Origin of the sequence: Amycolatopsis sp. NPDC051373, from assembly GCF_040689465.1 — a bacterium.
Classification (GTDB): domain Bacteria; phylum Actinomycetota; class Actinomycetes; order Mycobacteriales; family Pseudonocardiaceae; genus Amycolatopsis.
The window spans coordinates 1-14,182 of the sequence record NZ_JBFBAE010000058.1 but is presented as its reverse complement, the minus strand read 5'-3'; the positions used below and the strand labels follow the sequence as shown (position 1 = coordinate 14,182).

The 14,182-nt window shown below is 72.2% G+C and carries 14 protein-coding genes; 8 read left to right on the top strand and 6 right to left on the bottom strand.

Features of this window, described 5'->3' with window-relative positions; translation table 11 throughout:
* Positions 1 to 209 precede the first annotated feature (209 nt).
* On the top strand, positions 210 to 1,448 hold the full coding sequence (gene mshC, locus AB0383_RS49520) for a cysteine--1-D-myo-inosityl 2-amino-2-deoxy-alpha-D-glucopyranoside ligase (RefSeq protein WP_366191598.1): 1,239 nt from the start codon (positions 210 to 212) through the stop codon (positions 1,446 to 1,448).
* Positions 1,449 to 1,865: 417 nt separating this feature from the next.
* On the opposite strand, the gene AB0383_RS49515 is transcribed toward mshC, so the two are convergent.
* Both AB0383_RS49515 and AB0383_RS49510 read right to left on the bottom strand, forming a co-directional pair.
* Positions 1,866 to 3,491, bottom strand: coding sequence for an ABC-F family ATP-binding cassette domain-containing protein (locus AB0383_RS49515; RefSeq protein WP_366191596.1), 1,626 nt, complete (start codon positions 3,489 to 3,491; stop codon positions 1,866 to 1,868).
* A 154-nt stretch (positions 3,492 to 3,645) separates the two neighbouring features.
* Complete coding sequence (locus AB0383_RS49510; RefSeq protein WP_366191594.1) at positions 3,646 to 4,131, bottom strand: MarR family transcriptional regulator; 486 nt, start codon at positions 4,129 to 4,131, stop codon at positions 3,646 to 3,648.
* 168 nt (positions 4,132 to 4,299) lie between these two features.
* Here AB0383_RS49510 and AB0383_RS49505 point away from each other — a divergent pair, with 168 nt between their 5' ends.
* The 4 genes from AB0383_RS49505 to AB0383_RS49490 are packed head-to-tail and all read left to right on the top strand — an operon-like array spanning position 4,300 to position 7,896.
* A complete protein-coding gene (locus AB0383_RS49505) occupies positions 4,300 to 4,887 on the top strand; it encodes a helix-turn-helix domain-containing protein (RefSeq protein ID WP_364190424.1) in 588 nt (195 codons plus the stop codon).
* Positions 4,884 to 6,158, top strand: a complete 1,275-nt coding sequence (locus AB0383_RS49500; protein WP_366191592.1) for an MFS transporter — start codon at positions 4,884 to 4,886, stop codon at positions 6,156 to 6,158. Before AB0383_RS49505 ends, AB0383_RS49500 begins: the two co-directional genes overlap by 4 nt.
* Positions 6,122 to 6,952: a metallophosphoesterase gene (locus AB0383_RS49495; RefSeq protein WP_366191591.1), complete on the top strand. Its 831-nt coding sequence runs from the start codon at positions 6,122 to 6,124 to the stop codon at positions 6,950 to 6,952. The genes AB0383_RS49500 and AB0383_RS49495 overlap by 37 nt, the downstream gene beginning before the upstream one ends.
* Positions 6,949 to 7,896: a phosphotriesterase gene (locus tag AB0383_RS49490; protein WP_364190415.1), complete on the top strand. Its 948-nt coding sequence runs from the start codon at positions 6,949 to 6,951 to the stop codon at positions 7,894 to 7,896. Before AB0383_RS49495 ends, AB0383_RS49490 begins: the two co-directional genes overlap by 4 nt.
* Before the next feature lie 69 nt (positions 7,897 to 7,965).
* Here the strand turns inward: AB0383_RS49490 and AB0383_RS49485 are convergent, their stop codons facing one another.
* A complete protein-coding gene (locus tag AB0383_RS49485; RefSeq protein WP_220240795.1) occupies positions 7,966 to 8,880 on the bottom strand; it encodes a PAC2 family protein in 915 nt (304 codons plus the stop codon).
* A gap of 339 nt (positions 8,881 to 9,219) precedes the next feature.
* Here AB0383_RS49485 and AB0383_RS49480 point away from each other — a divergent pair, with 339 nt between their 5' ends.
* The 3 genes from AB0383_RS49480 to hisG all read left to right on the top strand — a co-directional run bounded on the left by AB0383_RS49480 (position 9,220) and on the right by hisG (position 11,116).
* A complete protein-coding gene (locus AB0383_RS49480; RefSeq protein ID WP_366191590.1) occupies positions 9,220 to 9,906 on the top strand; it encodes an HAD family phosphatase in 687 nt (228 codons plus the stop codon).
* Positions 9,907 to 9,971: 65 nt separating this feature from the next.
* Complete coding sequence (locus AB0383_RS49475) at positions 9,972 to 10,235, top strand: phosphoribosyl-ATP diphosphatase (protein WP_184778231.1); 264 nt, start codon at positions 9,972 to 9,974, stop codon at positions 10,233 to 10,235.
* Between the two features lie 35 nt (positions 10,236 to 10,270).
* Positions 10,271 to 11,116, top strand: coding sequence for an ATP phosphoribosyltransferase (gene hisG, locus AB0383_RS49470; protein WP_220240794.1), 846 nt, complete (start codon positions 10,271 to 10,273; stop codon positions 11,114 to 11,116).
* Positions 11,117 to 11,360: 244 nt separating this feature from the next.
* On the opposite strand, the gene AB0383_RS49465 is transcribed toward hisG, so the two are convergent.
* The 3 genes from AB0383_RS49465 to AB0383_RS49455 form a co-directional block, all read right to left on the bottom strand.
* Positions 11,361 to 12,296: a ParA family protein gene (locus AB0383_RS49465; RefSeq protein WP_364190408.1), complete on the bottom strand. Its 936-nt coding sequence runs from the start codon at positions 12,294 to 12,296 to the stop codon at positions 11,361 to 11,363.
* A 63-nt stretch (positions 12,297 to 12,359) separates the two neighbouring features.
* Positions 12,360 to 13,151: a thioesterase family protein gene (locus AB0383_RS49460; RefSeq protein WP_364190406.1), complete on the bottom strand. Its 792-nt coding sequence runs from the start codon at positions 13,149 to 13,151 to the stop codon at positions 12,360 to 12,362.
* Complete coding sequence (locus tag AB0383_RS49455) at positions 13,151 to 14,044, bottom strand: RecB family exonuclease (RefSeq protein ID WP_364190403.1); 894 nt, start codon at positions 14,042 to 14,044, stop codon at positions 13,151 to 13,153. The genes AB0383_RS49460 and AB0383_RS49455 overlap by 1 nt, the downstream gene beginning before the upstream one ends.
* Positions 14,045 to 14,182 lie beyond the last annotated feature (138 nt).

The following is a 14,182-nucleotide window of genomic DNA, read 5'->3' as shown; positions in this document are numbered from 1 at the left end:
TCTCGACTGGGCGGTGCGATCGGCCCCCGGCCGATCCGACCGCCCAGTCGAGACGCCGGCTTCCCGGCGATCTCGCACGCCTCGGCGAAGCCGAGGCAGACAACACCGCCGGCTTCCCGGCGATCTCGCCCGCCTCGGCGAAGCCGAGGCAGACAACACAGTTCCCACCGGATGGGAAAGAGGACGGCCGTCCCGTTTACAGTCGAGGTATGCAGACTTGGTCCTCCGTCGACGTGCCCCGGTTGCCGGGCACGCCCCGCCCGCTTCGGCTCCACGACACGTCGACCGGGCAGATCCGCCCGACGGCTCCGGGAGCCACCGCCCGGATGTACGTCTGCGGCATCACGCCCTACGACGCCACGCACCTCGGCCACGCGGCCACCTATCTGGCGTTCGACCTGGTCAACCGCATCTGGCGGGACAACGGGCACGAGGTCCACTACGTCCAGAACGTGACCGACATCGACGACCCGCTGCTGGAGCGCGCCGAACGTGACTCCGACGACTGGGTCGTGCTCGCCATGCGGGAGACGGCGCTGTTCCGCGAGGACATGGAGGCGCTGAGCGTGCTGCCGCCGCGGCAGTTCGTGAGCGTCGTGGAGGCGATCCCCGAGATCGTGGAGGTGGTCGCGAAGCTGCTGGCCAACGGCACGGCGTACCGCGTGGACGACGCCGAGCACCCCGATGTGTACTTCGACCACTCCGCGACCGGGCGGTTCGGCTACGAGTCGCGCTACGACGAGGCGACGATGGCGAAATTCTTCGCCGAGCGGGGCGGCGACCCGGACCGAGCCGGCAAGCGCCACCCGCTCGACGCGCTGCTGTGGCGCGCCGCACGTGAGGGCGAGCCGTCGTGGGATTCGGAGCTGGGCCCCGGCCGCCCGGGTTGGCACATCGAGTGCAGCGCGATCTCGGTCAACCGGCTGGGGTTCGGGTTCGACGTGCAGGGCGGTGGCTCGGACCTGCGGTTCCCCCACCACGAGTACAGCGCCGCGCACGCGGAAGCGGCCGCGGGGGACCACCCGTTCGCCCGCCACTACGCGCACGCCGGGATGATCGGCCTCGACGGCGAGAAGATGTCGAAGTCGCGCGGGAACCTGGTCTTCGTCTCGCGGCTGCGCGCCGACGGCGTGGACCCTTCGGCCATCCGGCTCGCGCTGTTCGCCGGCCACTACCGCGAGGACCGGCCGTGGACCGACGCCCTGCTGACCGAGGCGCAGGAACGCCTGGCCCGCTGGCGCGAGGCCGTGGCGCTGCCCGCGGGTCCCGACGCGACGGAGACCCTCGCGCGGCTGCGCGACCATCTCTCCGACGACCTCGACACCCCGAAGGCCCTGGAGGCCGTCGACGCCTGGGCGACCGCCGCTCTGCGCCGCGACGGCGCGGACACCACCGCGCCGGGCCTCATCCGCATCGCGGTCGACGCGTTGCTGGGAATCACTCTCTGACGACCCGCTGCGAAACACCGCCGGCCCAGGAAGTCCTGGGCCGGCGGTGTTTGTATAACGACCTATACGGCCGGGCATTGGTCGGTGTGCACGTTCGGGCGAAGCGGAGGCGGCACATCGGGCAGGGGTCCGGCGGCGGTCCGCGAGCTGCCCACTTCGGCCCAGGGGTCGCCTGGGGAAGTGGGTGGCGAACGGCCGCGGAGCGGGCTTGTCAAGCGAGGCGCGGTCCGCGGCGGTGGGGCAGGAGTCGCCCGCGACGGCCATGACCGGTCTTGGCCGGAGCGGGCAGCGAACGTCCTCGGAGGGGGTTGACGGGAGTCCGATCGTCGAGCAAGGCGCGTGGGCGACGCAGTGTCGGCGCCATGAGTCCCGCTTCGGCCCGGGACGCTCCTGGGCCGAAGCATTCTGTATAACGATTTATACGGCGGCGGGCTGGGCAGCGCCCAGCTCCAGGTGGTTGCCGTGCCAGCGGCGGCGCAGCCATCGATCATGAGAGGCGATGACGACGGCGCCCGGAGCGTGGTCCAGTGCTGCGAAGAGCTCCTCGGCGAGGGTGAGCGAGATGTGGTTGGTCGGCTCGTCGAGGAGCAGCACGTCCGGCGGCTCCGCGAGCAGGACCGCGAGCGCGAGCCGCCGGCGCTGGCCCACGGACAGCTCGCCGACGGGCCGGCCGAGGTCCCGCGAGGACAGTAAACCCAAGCGGGACAACGGCGGCGCGTCGTCCCCGAGCGCGGCGCGGTAGACCTCGTGGGCCACGCGCTCCGGATCGGGGAACACCACGTCCTGCTCCAGCAACCCCACGCGCAGTCCGGGTCCGAAGTGGACGGACCCGCGCGCGGGTGTCAGCCGGCCCGCCAGCACCGACAGGAGCGTGGACTTGCCCGCACCGTTGCCGCCGGTCACGAGCAGCCGTGCCGTGCCGGTCACGTCGAGCCGATCGAGGGTCAACCGGCCCGGCACGTCCAGGTCCCGCACCGAGATCGCCGGTCCTTCGCCGGAGGCGGCGGCCGTGAGTCGCGCGCGGAATCGCAGTGGCGCAGGGGGTTTGCGCACCTGGTCGTGTTCGAGCTCGTCAAGCCGCAGCTGGGCGTTGCGGACGCGGCGGGACACCTGCTTCTGCACCCGCCCTCCCTTGAAGTTGTAGAGGTTCTTGTCGCCGTCGGGCTGTGCGCGGTTGTGCGCGACTCGCCGGGCCGTGACCGCGACGGACTCCCGCAGCTCCTTCAGCTCGTCCTGTTCCTCGGCGTAGCGCTGCTCCCAGCGCGCGCGTTCGGCCCGCTTCTGGTCGAGGTAGTCGCTGTAAGTGCCGCCGTAGCGCGTCGCCCCGCCCACGAGCCGGTCAGCCGGCGCCGGGTCGAGGTCGACGATGTCGGTGCACACCGCGTCGAGGAACACGCGGTCGTGCGAGGACAGCACGACGATGCCGGACAGCTCCGCGAGGTGGTGCTCCAGGAACTCCATCGCGGTGTCGTCGAGGTGGTTGGTCGGCTCGTCGAGCAGCATCGTGGCGGGACGGCGGATCAGCAGTGCCGCCAGCCTGAGCCGGGACCGCTGCCCGCCTGACATCTCGCCGAGGAGCCGGTCGCGCCCGAGCGCGCCGAGGCCCAGCCCGTCACACACCAGCTCGGCACGGCGGTCGGCGTCCCAGAGGTCGTGGGCCTGTGCCCACTCCAGGAGCTTCCCGTACTCGTCGAGCACGCCCGCGTCGTCGGGCCGGTCGGTCATCGCCGCGGTGAGCACGTCGAGCCGAGCGGCGGCCGAGCGGATGTCCGCCAGCGCGTGGTCGAGGACGTCGCCGAAAGTCGCCCATGCCGGGAACGGCAGCTCCTGCAACAGGAAGCCGACGTCGTCGCCGCGGGCGATCTCGCCCGAGCGCGGCTGTTCGAGGCCCGCGAGCAGGCGCAGCAGCGTGGACTTGCCGGTGCCGTTCTCGCCGACGAGCCCGAGGCGGCGCCCGGCGGACGCGGTGAGCGAGACCCCGTCGAGGACGGTCCTGGCGCCGTAGCCGAATACGACGTCGGTGGCTTTGAGGGACAAAGACATGAGGGATCACCGGCCCTGGTGGGTGAAACGGGTTCCCCGACGGGACTCGTGGCTCGCGGGAGCGGTGCTCGACCGGGAGCTGCCTCGGTGCGGGAAAGGGCTGGGCTCAGTTGTCCATGATGGGACGAGGTTAACGCAACGCCAGTAGGGTTAGTCAACCCCGAATTTCGCGGGGGCTCCGCGCGGCCTCGTCGACCTGCTGCGTGGCCAGGTCCGCGGCCGTCTCGCCCTCGGTCAGAAACGACACCAGGGCGGTGAGCTGACGGCGGTCGAACCCGGCCAGGCGCTCGCCGAAACGCTGGGCGAGCGGGGCGTAGAGCTCGGTCAGCTCCGCCATGCGGTCGGGCAGCGCCCGCACGCGCAGCCGCCGGCGGTCCGCGGGGTCGGGCGCGCGCTCCACGAGCCGGGCGCGCTCCATCCGGTCGAGCATCCGCGTGAACGCGCCGGTGGTCATCCCGAGCAGCCGCGCCAGCTCCGTGGGGGAGTCGGTGGTGCCGCTGTGCACGAGCTGCAGGCAGTGCAGCTCGGCCGGTGTCACGCCGAGCCGAGCGGCAACCGCGGCGTGGAAGCGGACCGTGGCACTCACGAACCGGGGGAGTGCCAGTGCGGCGGCGGTGGCGAGTTCTCGCTGGTGGGGCAACAGACCGTCCTCGGCGCGGGAGTGGCTGGCGGACACAACGACTGCACGGAGCAGTAACTGTCCGTGATGGTAGCGAAGCCCGTTGACAGCAGGTCGGGCGGCTGCAACTCTGAAAGGATAATTTCGAAAGAATCCCTTCAGGGTTTGACTCGCAGAGCCGGAGGACCGATGGCCGAGCTGCCACCGCGCAAACGCGTCGACGACGCCGAGCTGCTGCGCGCGCTGGCGCACCCGCTGCGTTCGGCGCTGCTGCACCACCTGATGGCAGTCGGGGCCCGCACGGCCAGCGAATGCGCCGAAGCGGTCGGCTCCACCGCGTCCAACTGCAGCTGGCACCTGCGCCGGCTCGCGCAGCACGGCCTCGTCGAGCGCGCCGACGCCACCGACGGACGCGAGCGGCCGTGGCGCGCCCTGCAGGTCGGCCTCGACCTCGGCGACCCGGGGGACGACCCGGCGCTGAACCGGGCGCAGCTGGCCGTGGTCGGCACGCAGCTCGCGGAGGAACAGGACCTCACGCGGCGCTACCTGGACGCCCTCGAAACGCTCGACCCGGCCTGGCGCGCGGTGGGCGGCTTCAGCTCGTACACCCTGCAGGTCACGCCGGCGGAGCTCGACCGGCTGCTGCAGGCGGTCGACGCGTTGGTCCGCCCGTACGTCGGCGCCATCCGCGAAGACGCGCCGGAAGACGCGCTGCCGGTGCACGTCGGCCTGCGCGCGTTCCTGCGGCTCGGGCCGGACGGGGAGCCGGTGTCGTGAGACAGCTGCTGGGCGTGCCCGCGTTCGTGCGGCTCTGGCTGGCCGCGTTCTTCGGCGAGTCCGCAGAGTGGATGCTGCAGGTCGCACTGCCGGTGTTCCTCTTCGCGACCACCGGCTCGGCCGCGACGACGGCGCTCAGCGTGGTGCTCGGCCTGCTGCCGGCGGTGCTGCTGAGCCCGGTCGCCGGGGTCGTCGCGGACCGCTGGGAACGCCGGGCCGTGCTCGCCGTGGTGTGCGTCGGCCAGGCAGTGGTCGTGTTGCCGTTGTTCGCCGGCGACGGCATCCCCGTCGCGCTCGTGTACCTGGTGATGGCCGCGCAGGCCGGGCTGGCGTCGGTGTTCGAACCGGCGCGCAACGCGCTGGTGCCGGAGCTGGTCGGCGTCGCCGAGGTGACCGGCGCCAACGGCCTGATGAGCGTGAACGGCAGCGTCGCCCGGCTCGCGGGCGGCTGGGCCGGTGGCGCGCTGCTCGGCTGGGGCGGGCTGGACCGCGTGGTGCTCGGGTACCTCGGCGCGCTCGCCGTCGCGGCGCTGCTGCTCGCGCGCCCGTTCCCGGGTCCGGCGGCGCCACGCGTCCGTCAGCCACGCCGGGAACCCGCCGTCGCCGCGTGGCTGGCCGGGCTGCGAGAGCTCACTCGGGACCCGCGGCTGCGGGCCACCGGGATCGCGACGGTGCTCGTATCCGTGGCCCAGGGGATGTTCCTGGTGCTGTTCGTGGTCTTCGTGCTCGACGTGCTCGGCGGCAACGAGGCGGACGCGGGGCTGCTGCGCGGCGTGCAGGCGATCGGCGGGCTGGCGGCGGGCTTCGCCGTGGCGACGCTCGCCCGGCGCGTGGCGGGCGCTTCGCTGCTCGCGTGGGGCTCGCTGGCGACCGGGCTGGTGTCGGCGTTGATCTGGAACGCGGCAGCCCTCACGACGGCGCTGGGGATCTACGTGGGCCTGTTCGCGGTGGCCGGCGGACCCGCCGTGCTCACGGGCGCCGGCCTGCTGGCGCACGTCCAGAGCGTGGCGGCGCCCGAGCGGGCCGGCCGGGTGCTGAGCACGGTGTTCGCCGTGGTCGCGGCGGCCCAGGCCGCCGGGTCGCTGCTCGCCGGGGCCCTGGTGGCCGTCACCGGCCCGGCGGTGCTGCTCGACGTGCAGGCCGGTGTCTACGTGGTGGCCGGGCTGGTGCTGCTGGGGTGGCGTAAGGGGCAGTTCTGGCGATCTGCCGGGCGGGAAATGGCTACGGTGGAGGAGTGCCGTCTCTCTTCGCCACCAGCGACCTCCACGTGACCCACGAGGGCAACGGGCCGATCCTCGACCGTGTCGTGCCGGATGCGCCGGAAGACTGGCTGCTCGTGGTCGGTGACGTCGCCGAACGCTCGTCCGTCATCCGCGACACGCTCGCCACCCTGCGCGAGCGATTCGCCAAGGTCGTGTGGGTGCCGGGCAACCACGAGCTGTGGACCACGCCGAAGGACGAGTCGCAGCTGCGCGGCCAGGCCCGCTACGAGTTCCTCGTGGAGCAGTGCCGGGAGATCGACGTGCTGACGCCCGAGGACGAGTTCCCCGTGTGGGAGCACGGCGCCAGGCCGCTGACGATCGCGCCGCTGTTCGTGCTCTACGACTACAGCTGGCGTACCCCGGCCGCCGAGGGCAAGACGATCGAGGAGGCGCTCGCGCAGGCGCGTGAGGCCGGCGTGGTCTGCACGGACGAGTACTTCCTGCACCCCGACCCGTTCCCGAGCCGCCAGGCTTGGTGCGCCGAGCGCCTGAAGGTCAGCACCGACCGCCTCGACGCCATCCCGGCCGAGCACGGCACGATCCTCGTGTCGCATTGGCCGCTGCACCGCCACCCGACCGCGCCGCTGCACTACCCGGACTTCGCGCTGTGGTGCGGCACCACGCAGACCGAGGACTGGCACCTGCGCTACCGCGCCGAGCTCGCCGTGTACGGCCACCTGCACATCCCGCGCACGACGTCGGCCGACGGCGTGCGGTTCGAGGAGGTCTCGCTCGGCTACCCGCGCGAGTGGAGCCGTCGCGCCCGCGGGGCCGTGCCGCTACGGAAGCTGCTGACCGCGTGACCGGCGAGCCCCGGATCCGCACAGTCCTCGGCGACGTCGCCCCCTCGTCACTCGAGGTGTGCGACGCCCACGACCACCTGTTCTTCGCCTCCCGGCAGCTCGCCGGGCAGGAGCTCGACGACGTGGCGGCCGCCGAGGCCGAACTGCGGGCGTTCGCGGCCGCGGGCGGGCGCACGGTGGTCCAGTGGACGCCGTTCGGCCTGAACCGCCGCGCGGCCGACCTCGCCGCGCTTTCGCAGGCGACGGGCGTGCACGTCGTCGCCGCGACGGGCTTCCACCGCGCCGAGCACTACCGGGCCGAGGTCCTCGACCGCGTCGCCGACCGGCTGGCCGAGATCTTCGTGGCCGACCTCCTCGACGGCATCCCCGCCGGCGACGACCCGGACGCCGACCGCACCGGACCTCGCGCGGGCCTGATCAAGGTCGCGGGCGCGTTCCACGTCGTCGACCGGCACGCCCGCTGGACGATGGTCGCCGCCGCGCAGGCCCATCAGGAGACGGGCGCGCCGATCGCCGTGCACCTGGAGCTGGGCACCGCGGCCCGGGAGGTCGCCGACCTGCTGTGCGGCGAGCTGGCCGTGCCGCCGTCGCGCGTGATCCTGGGCCACCTCAACCGCAACCCCGACCTGCGCGTGCTGCGGGAGGTCGCCGACACCGGCGTCTTCCTGGGCTTCGACGGCCCGTCGCGCGCCAACCACGCCACCGACTGGCGTCTGGCCGACCTGCTGTTCGAGCTCGCGACCTCCGGTCACACCGGCCAGCTGCTCCTCGGCGGCGACACGACCACCGCCGCGGCCCGGCTGTCCTCGGGCGGCGGCCCCGGCATCCCGTACCTGCTCACGACGCTGCGGCCCCGGCTCGTCCGAGCCTTGGGCGACGACGTCGTGCAGGCGATGCTGGTCTCGAACCCGGCCCGTGCGTTCGCGGCCCGCTGGCGTCGCTGAGCCCGAGCCCGGAGACGGGAAAGGCCCCCGCCGCCAGTGCGGCAGGGGCCACTCCGGCTGGGTAGCGGCTCAGCGGAGGCCGAAGCCCCCGCCCTCCTGGCCCGGGCGGCGCCGGCGCAGGTAGCGCTCGAACTCGGCCGCGATCTTGTCGCCGGAGACCTCCTCCATGGTGAAGTCGGTTTCCGCGTCGCCACGCTCTTCGAGGCTGCGGACGTACTCGCTGATCTCCTCGTCCTCGTCGGCCATCTCGCTGACGGTCCGCTGCCACTCCTCGGACTGCTCGGGCAGCGCGCCCAGCGGGATCTCGACGTCGAGGACGTCCTCGAGCTTGTGCAGCAGCGCCAGGGTCGCCTTCGGGGACGGCGGGTGCGACACGTAGTGCGGCACGGCCGCCCAGATCGACACGGCGGGGATGCCGGCCTGCACGCAGTAGTCCTGCAGCACGCCCACTATCCCGGTCGGCCCCTGGTAGTTGTTCAGCTCGAGGCGGAACCGGCTGGCGGTGTCCTTGTCGTAGGCGGTCCCGGTGACCGGGACGGGCCGCGTGTGCGCGGTGTCGGCCAGCAGCGCGCCGAGCGCGACGACGGTGTCCACGTCGAGCTGCATGATGTGCTCCAGCAGCTCCGCGCAGAACGCGCGCCAGCGCATGTTCGGCTCGGGGCCTTGCACCAGCACCACGTCGCGGTCGAGCCCCTCGGGCCGGCAGATGGACAGGCGCGTGGTCGGCCACTCCACCTGCCGGGTCACGCCGTCGACCATGCTGATGGTCGGCCTGCTGACCTGGAAGTCGTAGTAGTCGTCCGGCTCCAGCTCCGCCAGCGGGGTGGCGTCCCAGTTGAGCTGCAGATGCTCGATCGCGCGGCTGGCCGCGTCACCAGCGTCGTTCCAGCCTTCGAAGGCCACCACCATCAGGGGGCGCTTCGATTCCGGGCGGGCGCGATCCGGGTCTCCGGGTCGCTGGGTCTCGTCGACTGGCTCACTCACCTTCCCAGCCTACGACCCTTCGCCCGTAACCTGTGCAGCATGTCCGACCGCGCGCCGTCACCACCACCGCCCGCGCGCGGCGGGCGGGTCCCGGTGTGCGGGACACTCCGGGGAGCCGCAGCTCAGTGCCGTGTGGGCGGTGCGCGGCGCCCGCGCCCAGTGGCGCGATGCGAATGGGATACTGGAGACGATCCGGCCCGCCGTCGTGCCCGGTCCCCCGGTGGACGGTCCGGGGCCGCCGCCGGCGCGACGCAAGCCCACTCTTTCGAGGCGGATTCGTGCGGGTGCGCCGCGGCCGTCCGTCCGGCCACCCGCCGACGCACCGACAAGGAGAAAACCGTGACTGCACCGTCCTCTTCGGACGGACTGGGCGCCGTCCTGTGGGACATGGACGGCACGCTCGTCGATTCCGAGAAGCTCTGGGACGTCGCGCTGTACGAGTGCGCGGAAGCGCTCGGCGGCAGGCTGTCGGAGGAGCAGCGGAGGACGCTCGTGGGGTCCAACATGGACGCCACAGCCACCTATCTGCTGGAGGTGACCGCGCGGGAGGTCACGCCGGAGTCGGTCGCCGAGACCGGCGCGTGGATCCGCCGGCGCACGGCGGGCCTGTTCGACGACGCGCTGCCCTGGCGCCCGGGCGCGCGCGAGGCGCTGGCCGCGGTGAAGGCCGCCGGCATCCCGTCCGCGCTGGTCACGTCGACCGAGCGCGCGCTGACCGAGCTGGCGCTGCGGACGATCGGCCGCGAGTTCTTCGACGTCACGGTGTGCGGTGACGAGGTCGACGGGCTCAACAAGCCGCACCCGAGGCCGTACCTCAAGGCCGCCGAGCTGCTCGGCGTGCCGCCGGAGCGGTGCGTCGCGGTGGAGGACTCGCCGCCGGGCGCGGAGTCGGCCGAGAGCGCCGGCTGCTCGGTGCTCGTGATCCCGAACGACGTGGAGGTCCCGGCGGGGCCGGGGCGGGTGTTCCGCGAGTCGCTCGCGGGCGTCGACGTGACCGCGCTGGCCGCGTTGCTGCCGCGAGTGTGACCCTTGCGGCATCGGGGTCACCCGGGGCAGCGCCCGCCCGTGCGGGATGGAAGGATCTGCAGACCGTGAAGACCTTCGATGAGCTGTTCGCGGAGCTTGCCGAGCGCGCCCGCACCCGTCCCGACGGGTCCGGCACCGTCGTCGCCCTCGACGACGGGGTGCACGCACAGGGCAAGAAGGTGCTCGAGGAAGCCGGCGAGGTGTGGATCGCCGCCGAGCACGAGTCCGACGACCGCCTCGCGGAAGAGATCTCGCAACTGCTGTACCGGGTCCAGGTGCTCATGCTCGGCCGGGGAATCTCGACCGAGGACGTGTACCGCTACCTGTGACGCGTTCGCGCACCGGTGAAAGAGGAGAGAGCGAAATGCTGCGTGTTGCCGTGCCTAACAAGGGAGCCCTCGCCGCGGCGGCGGCCGAGATGCTTTCCGAGGCGGGCTACCGCAAGCGACATGACTCGAAGGACCTGACCGTGCTCGACCAGGTCAACGAGGTCGAGTTCTTCTTCCTGCGCCCCAAGGACATCGCGATCTACGTCGGCTCCGGCGAGCTGGACCTCGGCATCACCGGCCGCGACCTCGCGCTCGACTCGGGCGCGCCGGTCGAGGAGATGCTCGCGCTCGGGTTCGGCGGGTCCACGTTCCGCTACGCCGCGCCGGCGGGCCAGGACTGGAAGCCGGCCGACCTGCAGGGCAAGCGTCTCGCGACCTCGTACCCGCGGCTCGTGCGCGAGGACCTGGCACGCCACGGCGTGGAGGCCGAGGTCATCCGCCTCGACGGCGCCGTGGAGATCTCGATCCAGCTCGGCGTCGCCGACGCGATCGCCGACGTGGTCGAGTCCGGCCGCTCGCTGCGCCAGCACAACCTGGTGGCCTTCGGCGACCCGATCTGCGTGTCGGAGGCCGTGCTGCTGCAGCGTGCGGGCAGCGACTCGGCGAAGGCGAAGAGTCAGCTGGCAGCCCGGCTGCGGGGTGTTGTGTTCGCGCAGCAGTACATGATGCTCGACTACGACTGCCCGCGCACGCTGCTGGAGCAGGCCATCGCCATCACGCCGGGCCTGGAGTCGCCGACGGTCGCCCCGCTGGCCGACGAGGACTGGGTCGCCGTGCGCGCGATGGTGCCGCGCAAGAAGGTCAACCAGATCATGGACGAACTCGCCGAAGTGGGCGCCAAAGCCATCCTGGCCTCCGACATCCGCTCCTGCCGGTTGTAACTGCGTGACAGTGTTGCCTGCACCCGGCTCTACCGAGCGCAGGCAACACTTCGAATGTCCAGGTCTACTTCTCTCGGCCTTCTGGCCAACCATGGCGCGAGATCGCGCCGGTGTCTCGAATGGACGGTGCGATCGGCCCCCGGCCGATCCGACCGTCCATTCGAGACACCGGCTTGAGGCGATCTCGCCGTCTCGGCGGAGCCGAGACAGAAAACACAGCGCGCGTCGAGGCGGAGCCGAGACGTCAGCGCGGTCGCGTGGGGCGTTTAGGCATGAGGTCGTAAAGCTTTTTGCGGGCGCCGTTGTCGTTGGCGTTGCGGGTCATCGCGACCTCGGAGATGAAGTCCTCGAAGACGAATTCGTCGTCGGCCGGGACCTCGGTGGGGCCGGGGTTCTGGGCCAGGTAGCCGTCGAGGGTTTCGGCGATCTCGCGGAACGACAGTGCCTGCAGGGTTTCCGGCGCGTACGTGGTGACGGGCACGCCGTTGGCCGCGGCCTCGTTCATCACGACGCCGAGCGGGACGTGCGAGAGCACCGGGACGCCGAAGTTGTACATCTCCTGCAGCGCCGCGGCCGCGTAGTGGGAGATCGGGCGGCGGTAGAGCCCGGGCACGATCCCGTACCACGCGATCGGCGTGCGGCCGGTGGTCTGTTCCACGTAGCGCACCTGGTCGCCGAGCAGCCGCAGCGCGCGGATGCTCGTTTTGTCCGGCTGCACCGGCACCAGGATCCCGTGTGACGCCGCGAGTGCGTTGTTGGTCAGCACGTCGAGCGCGGGCGGGCAGTCGATGACCACGTGGTCGTAGTTCGCGAACTGGATCACGCGCGCGAGCTGCCAGCCCGGCACCCGGAACGAGTCCAGCCGGCGGATGAGGTCGAACATGCCCGGCGACGTCGGGATCACGTCGAACGCGCCGCCGCGGCCGAGGTTGCTGCGCGGGTGCGGCACCGCGAGCTCCTCGATCGGGCCCTTCCAGAGCTTCGTGAGCGCCTTCGCGAGCGTGGGCGCGTCACCGGACACCTCGGCCAGGCCGAGCATCTCGGTGGTGGCGTGCCCCTGCGGGTCGAGGTCGATCAGCAGCACGCGCCGGCCGCGTTCGGCCAGCGCCGCGGCCGCGCCCACGCTGAGTGAGGTCTTGCCGACCCCGCCTTTCTGGTTGACCACCGAGGTGATCTGCATGCCGGAGCGCTCCCTTGTCGGTCGTTCCGCGAAGGTTATTGGATCAGGGGCGCGGGCGCGCGGTTATCCGCCTCCGGCCTGTCGCGGCCGGACGAGCAGAGCCTGCGCACCGGTGCCGACCGGACCGGAGCCGTCGTGCAGGGTACTCGTGGCGGTGCCGACGCCGTGCGGCCCGACCAGGGTCACGGCGTCGAGCCCCATCCACTCGCCCTCCGGCGCCCGGCGCAGGTGGACCGTGAGCTCCGAGTTGATGAACCACCAGTCGTCGGTGGGCAAGAAGTGGGACACGCCGTTGGCCGAGTCCGCGACCGCGAACAGCCGCTGCAACCCGGTGGGCTCCTCGCCGTCGACGAGCGGGATCCGCTGCCGGCCCCACACCGCGGCCGGGCCCGGTGCCGAGATACTGCCGCGCACGGCCCGCCACTCGACGGCGTTGAGGTAACCACCGCGCCAGTCGGCGGGGAACGTCGACTCCGTGCCCGCCTCGGCCGAGGGCAGCAGGGGACCGGCGTCGGTCGCGACGCTCGTGGTGTCGGTGGTCGCGATCCGCCACGCGCTCGCCCGGGCGATCAGCCTGCCGGCCGCGGACAGCTCCGACTGCAACAACTCCACCGACCGGCCCGGCCGCTCGATCCACGACCGCTGGTCCAGCTCCGCGACGGGCGCAGGCCCGAGGATCTCGATGGTCACGCGCGCGATCAGCGCCGGGTGCGGCGCTTCGAGCCGTTCCAGCCCCCGCGCGAGCAGCGCCGACGGTGGCCCGAAGTGCTGCGCGCCGGGTGCCCACGGGCCGCTGGTGTGCTCGGTCGCGGCGTACCGCTCGTCGCCGAGCGGGACGTAGAACGCGTCGGCCATCAGTCGGCCCGGTCCAGTGCGGTCTCTTCGCCCGCGTCGGGTTCCGGCCAACCGGGGTATTCCGGCGGAGTGCCGCCGAACTCCGGGCAGTGCGCCTGGTGGTCGCACCACGAGCACAACTTGCCGGGGTTGGGCCGGAAGTCGCCGGTCTTGCCCGCCTTGAGGATCGCCTGCCAGATGGCTTCCAGCGTCCGCTCGAAACGGACCAGCTCCGCTTCGTCAGGCGTGTAGGCGAGCGACTGGCCGTCGGTGAGGTACATCAGCTTCAGCTGCCGCGGCACGACGCCGCGCAGCCGCCACAGCACCACGGCGTAGAACTTCATCTGGAACATCGCCTTGGCCTCGCCGATCTCACGCGGCGCGGCCCCGGTCTTGTAGTCCACCACGCGGATCTCGCCGGTGGGCGCCACGTCCACGCGGTCGATGTACCCGCGCAGCAGCACCCCCGAGCCCAGCTCGATCTCCACGTGCAGCTCACACGCCTCCGGCTCAAGCCGGCGCGGGTCCTCCAGCTCGAAGTACGCGTCGAGCAGCTTCTCCGCCGACGCCAGCCACTTGTCGGATTCGCCCGCCTCGTCGTCCGTGAACAGCTCGGTCCACTCCGGACTCGCGGCCGACAGCTCCGCCCACGTGGGCGCCAGCAGATCCTTCGCCCGCGGCGCCACACGCTCACCCGCGGGCAGACCGAACAGCCGTTCCAGCACGGCATGCACGAGCGTCCCGCGCACCTGAGCCTTCGTGGGCACCTCGGGCAGCCGGTCAACGGCCCGGAATCGGTAGAGGAGCGGACACTGTTTGAAATCGCTGGCACGCGACGGCGACAGCGCCGGCCGCCTGCGGACGGGCGCGTCACCGGTTCCCGGTGGGGTGGTGACCGTAGCGGTGTCGGGCATGGCCAGAGCGTAACGCTGGGCACCGACAGGATTGTTGGCCCCGGCTCCGCCGGGGCGTGCGAGGTCGCCTTTGAGTCGGTGTTTCGACGGGAACGGTCGGATCGGCCTGGCGGCCGATCGCACCGTTCCCGTCGAAAC

Excerpts from the sequence above, each read along its gene's own strand:
- mshC (WP_366191598.1), top strand. The coding sequence starts at position 210 with ATGCAGACTTGGTCCTCCGTCGACGTGCCCCGGTTGCCGGGCACGCCC.
- AB0383_RS49515 (WP_366191596.1), bottom strand. The coding sequence starts at position 3,491 with ATGTCTTTGTCCCTCAAAGCCACCGACGTCGTATTCGGCTACGGCGCC.
- AB0383_RS49505 (WP_364190424.1), top strand. The coding sequence starts at position 4,300 with ATGGCCGAGCTGCCACCGCGCAAACGCGTCGACGACGCCGAGCTGCTG.
- hisG (WP_220240794.1), top strand. The coding sequence starts at position 10,271 with ATGCTGCGTGTTGCCGTGCCTAACAAGGGAGCCCTCGCCGCGGCGGCG.
- AB0383_RS49465 (WP_364190408.1), bottom strand. The coding sequence starts at position 12,296 with ATGCAGATCACCTCGGTGGTCAACCAGAAAGGCGGGGTCGGCAAGACC.
- AB0383_RS49460 (WP_364190406.1), bottom strand. The coding sequence starts at position 13,151 with ATGGCCGACGCGTTCTACGTCCCGCTCGGCGACGAGCGGTACGCCGCG.
- AB0383_RS49455 (WP_364190403.1), bottom strand. The coding sequence starts at position 14,044 with ATGCCCGACACCGCTACGGTCACCACCCCACCGGGAACCGGTGACGCG.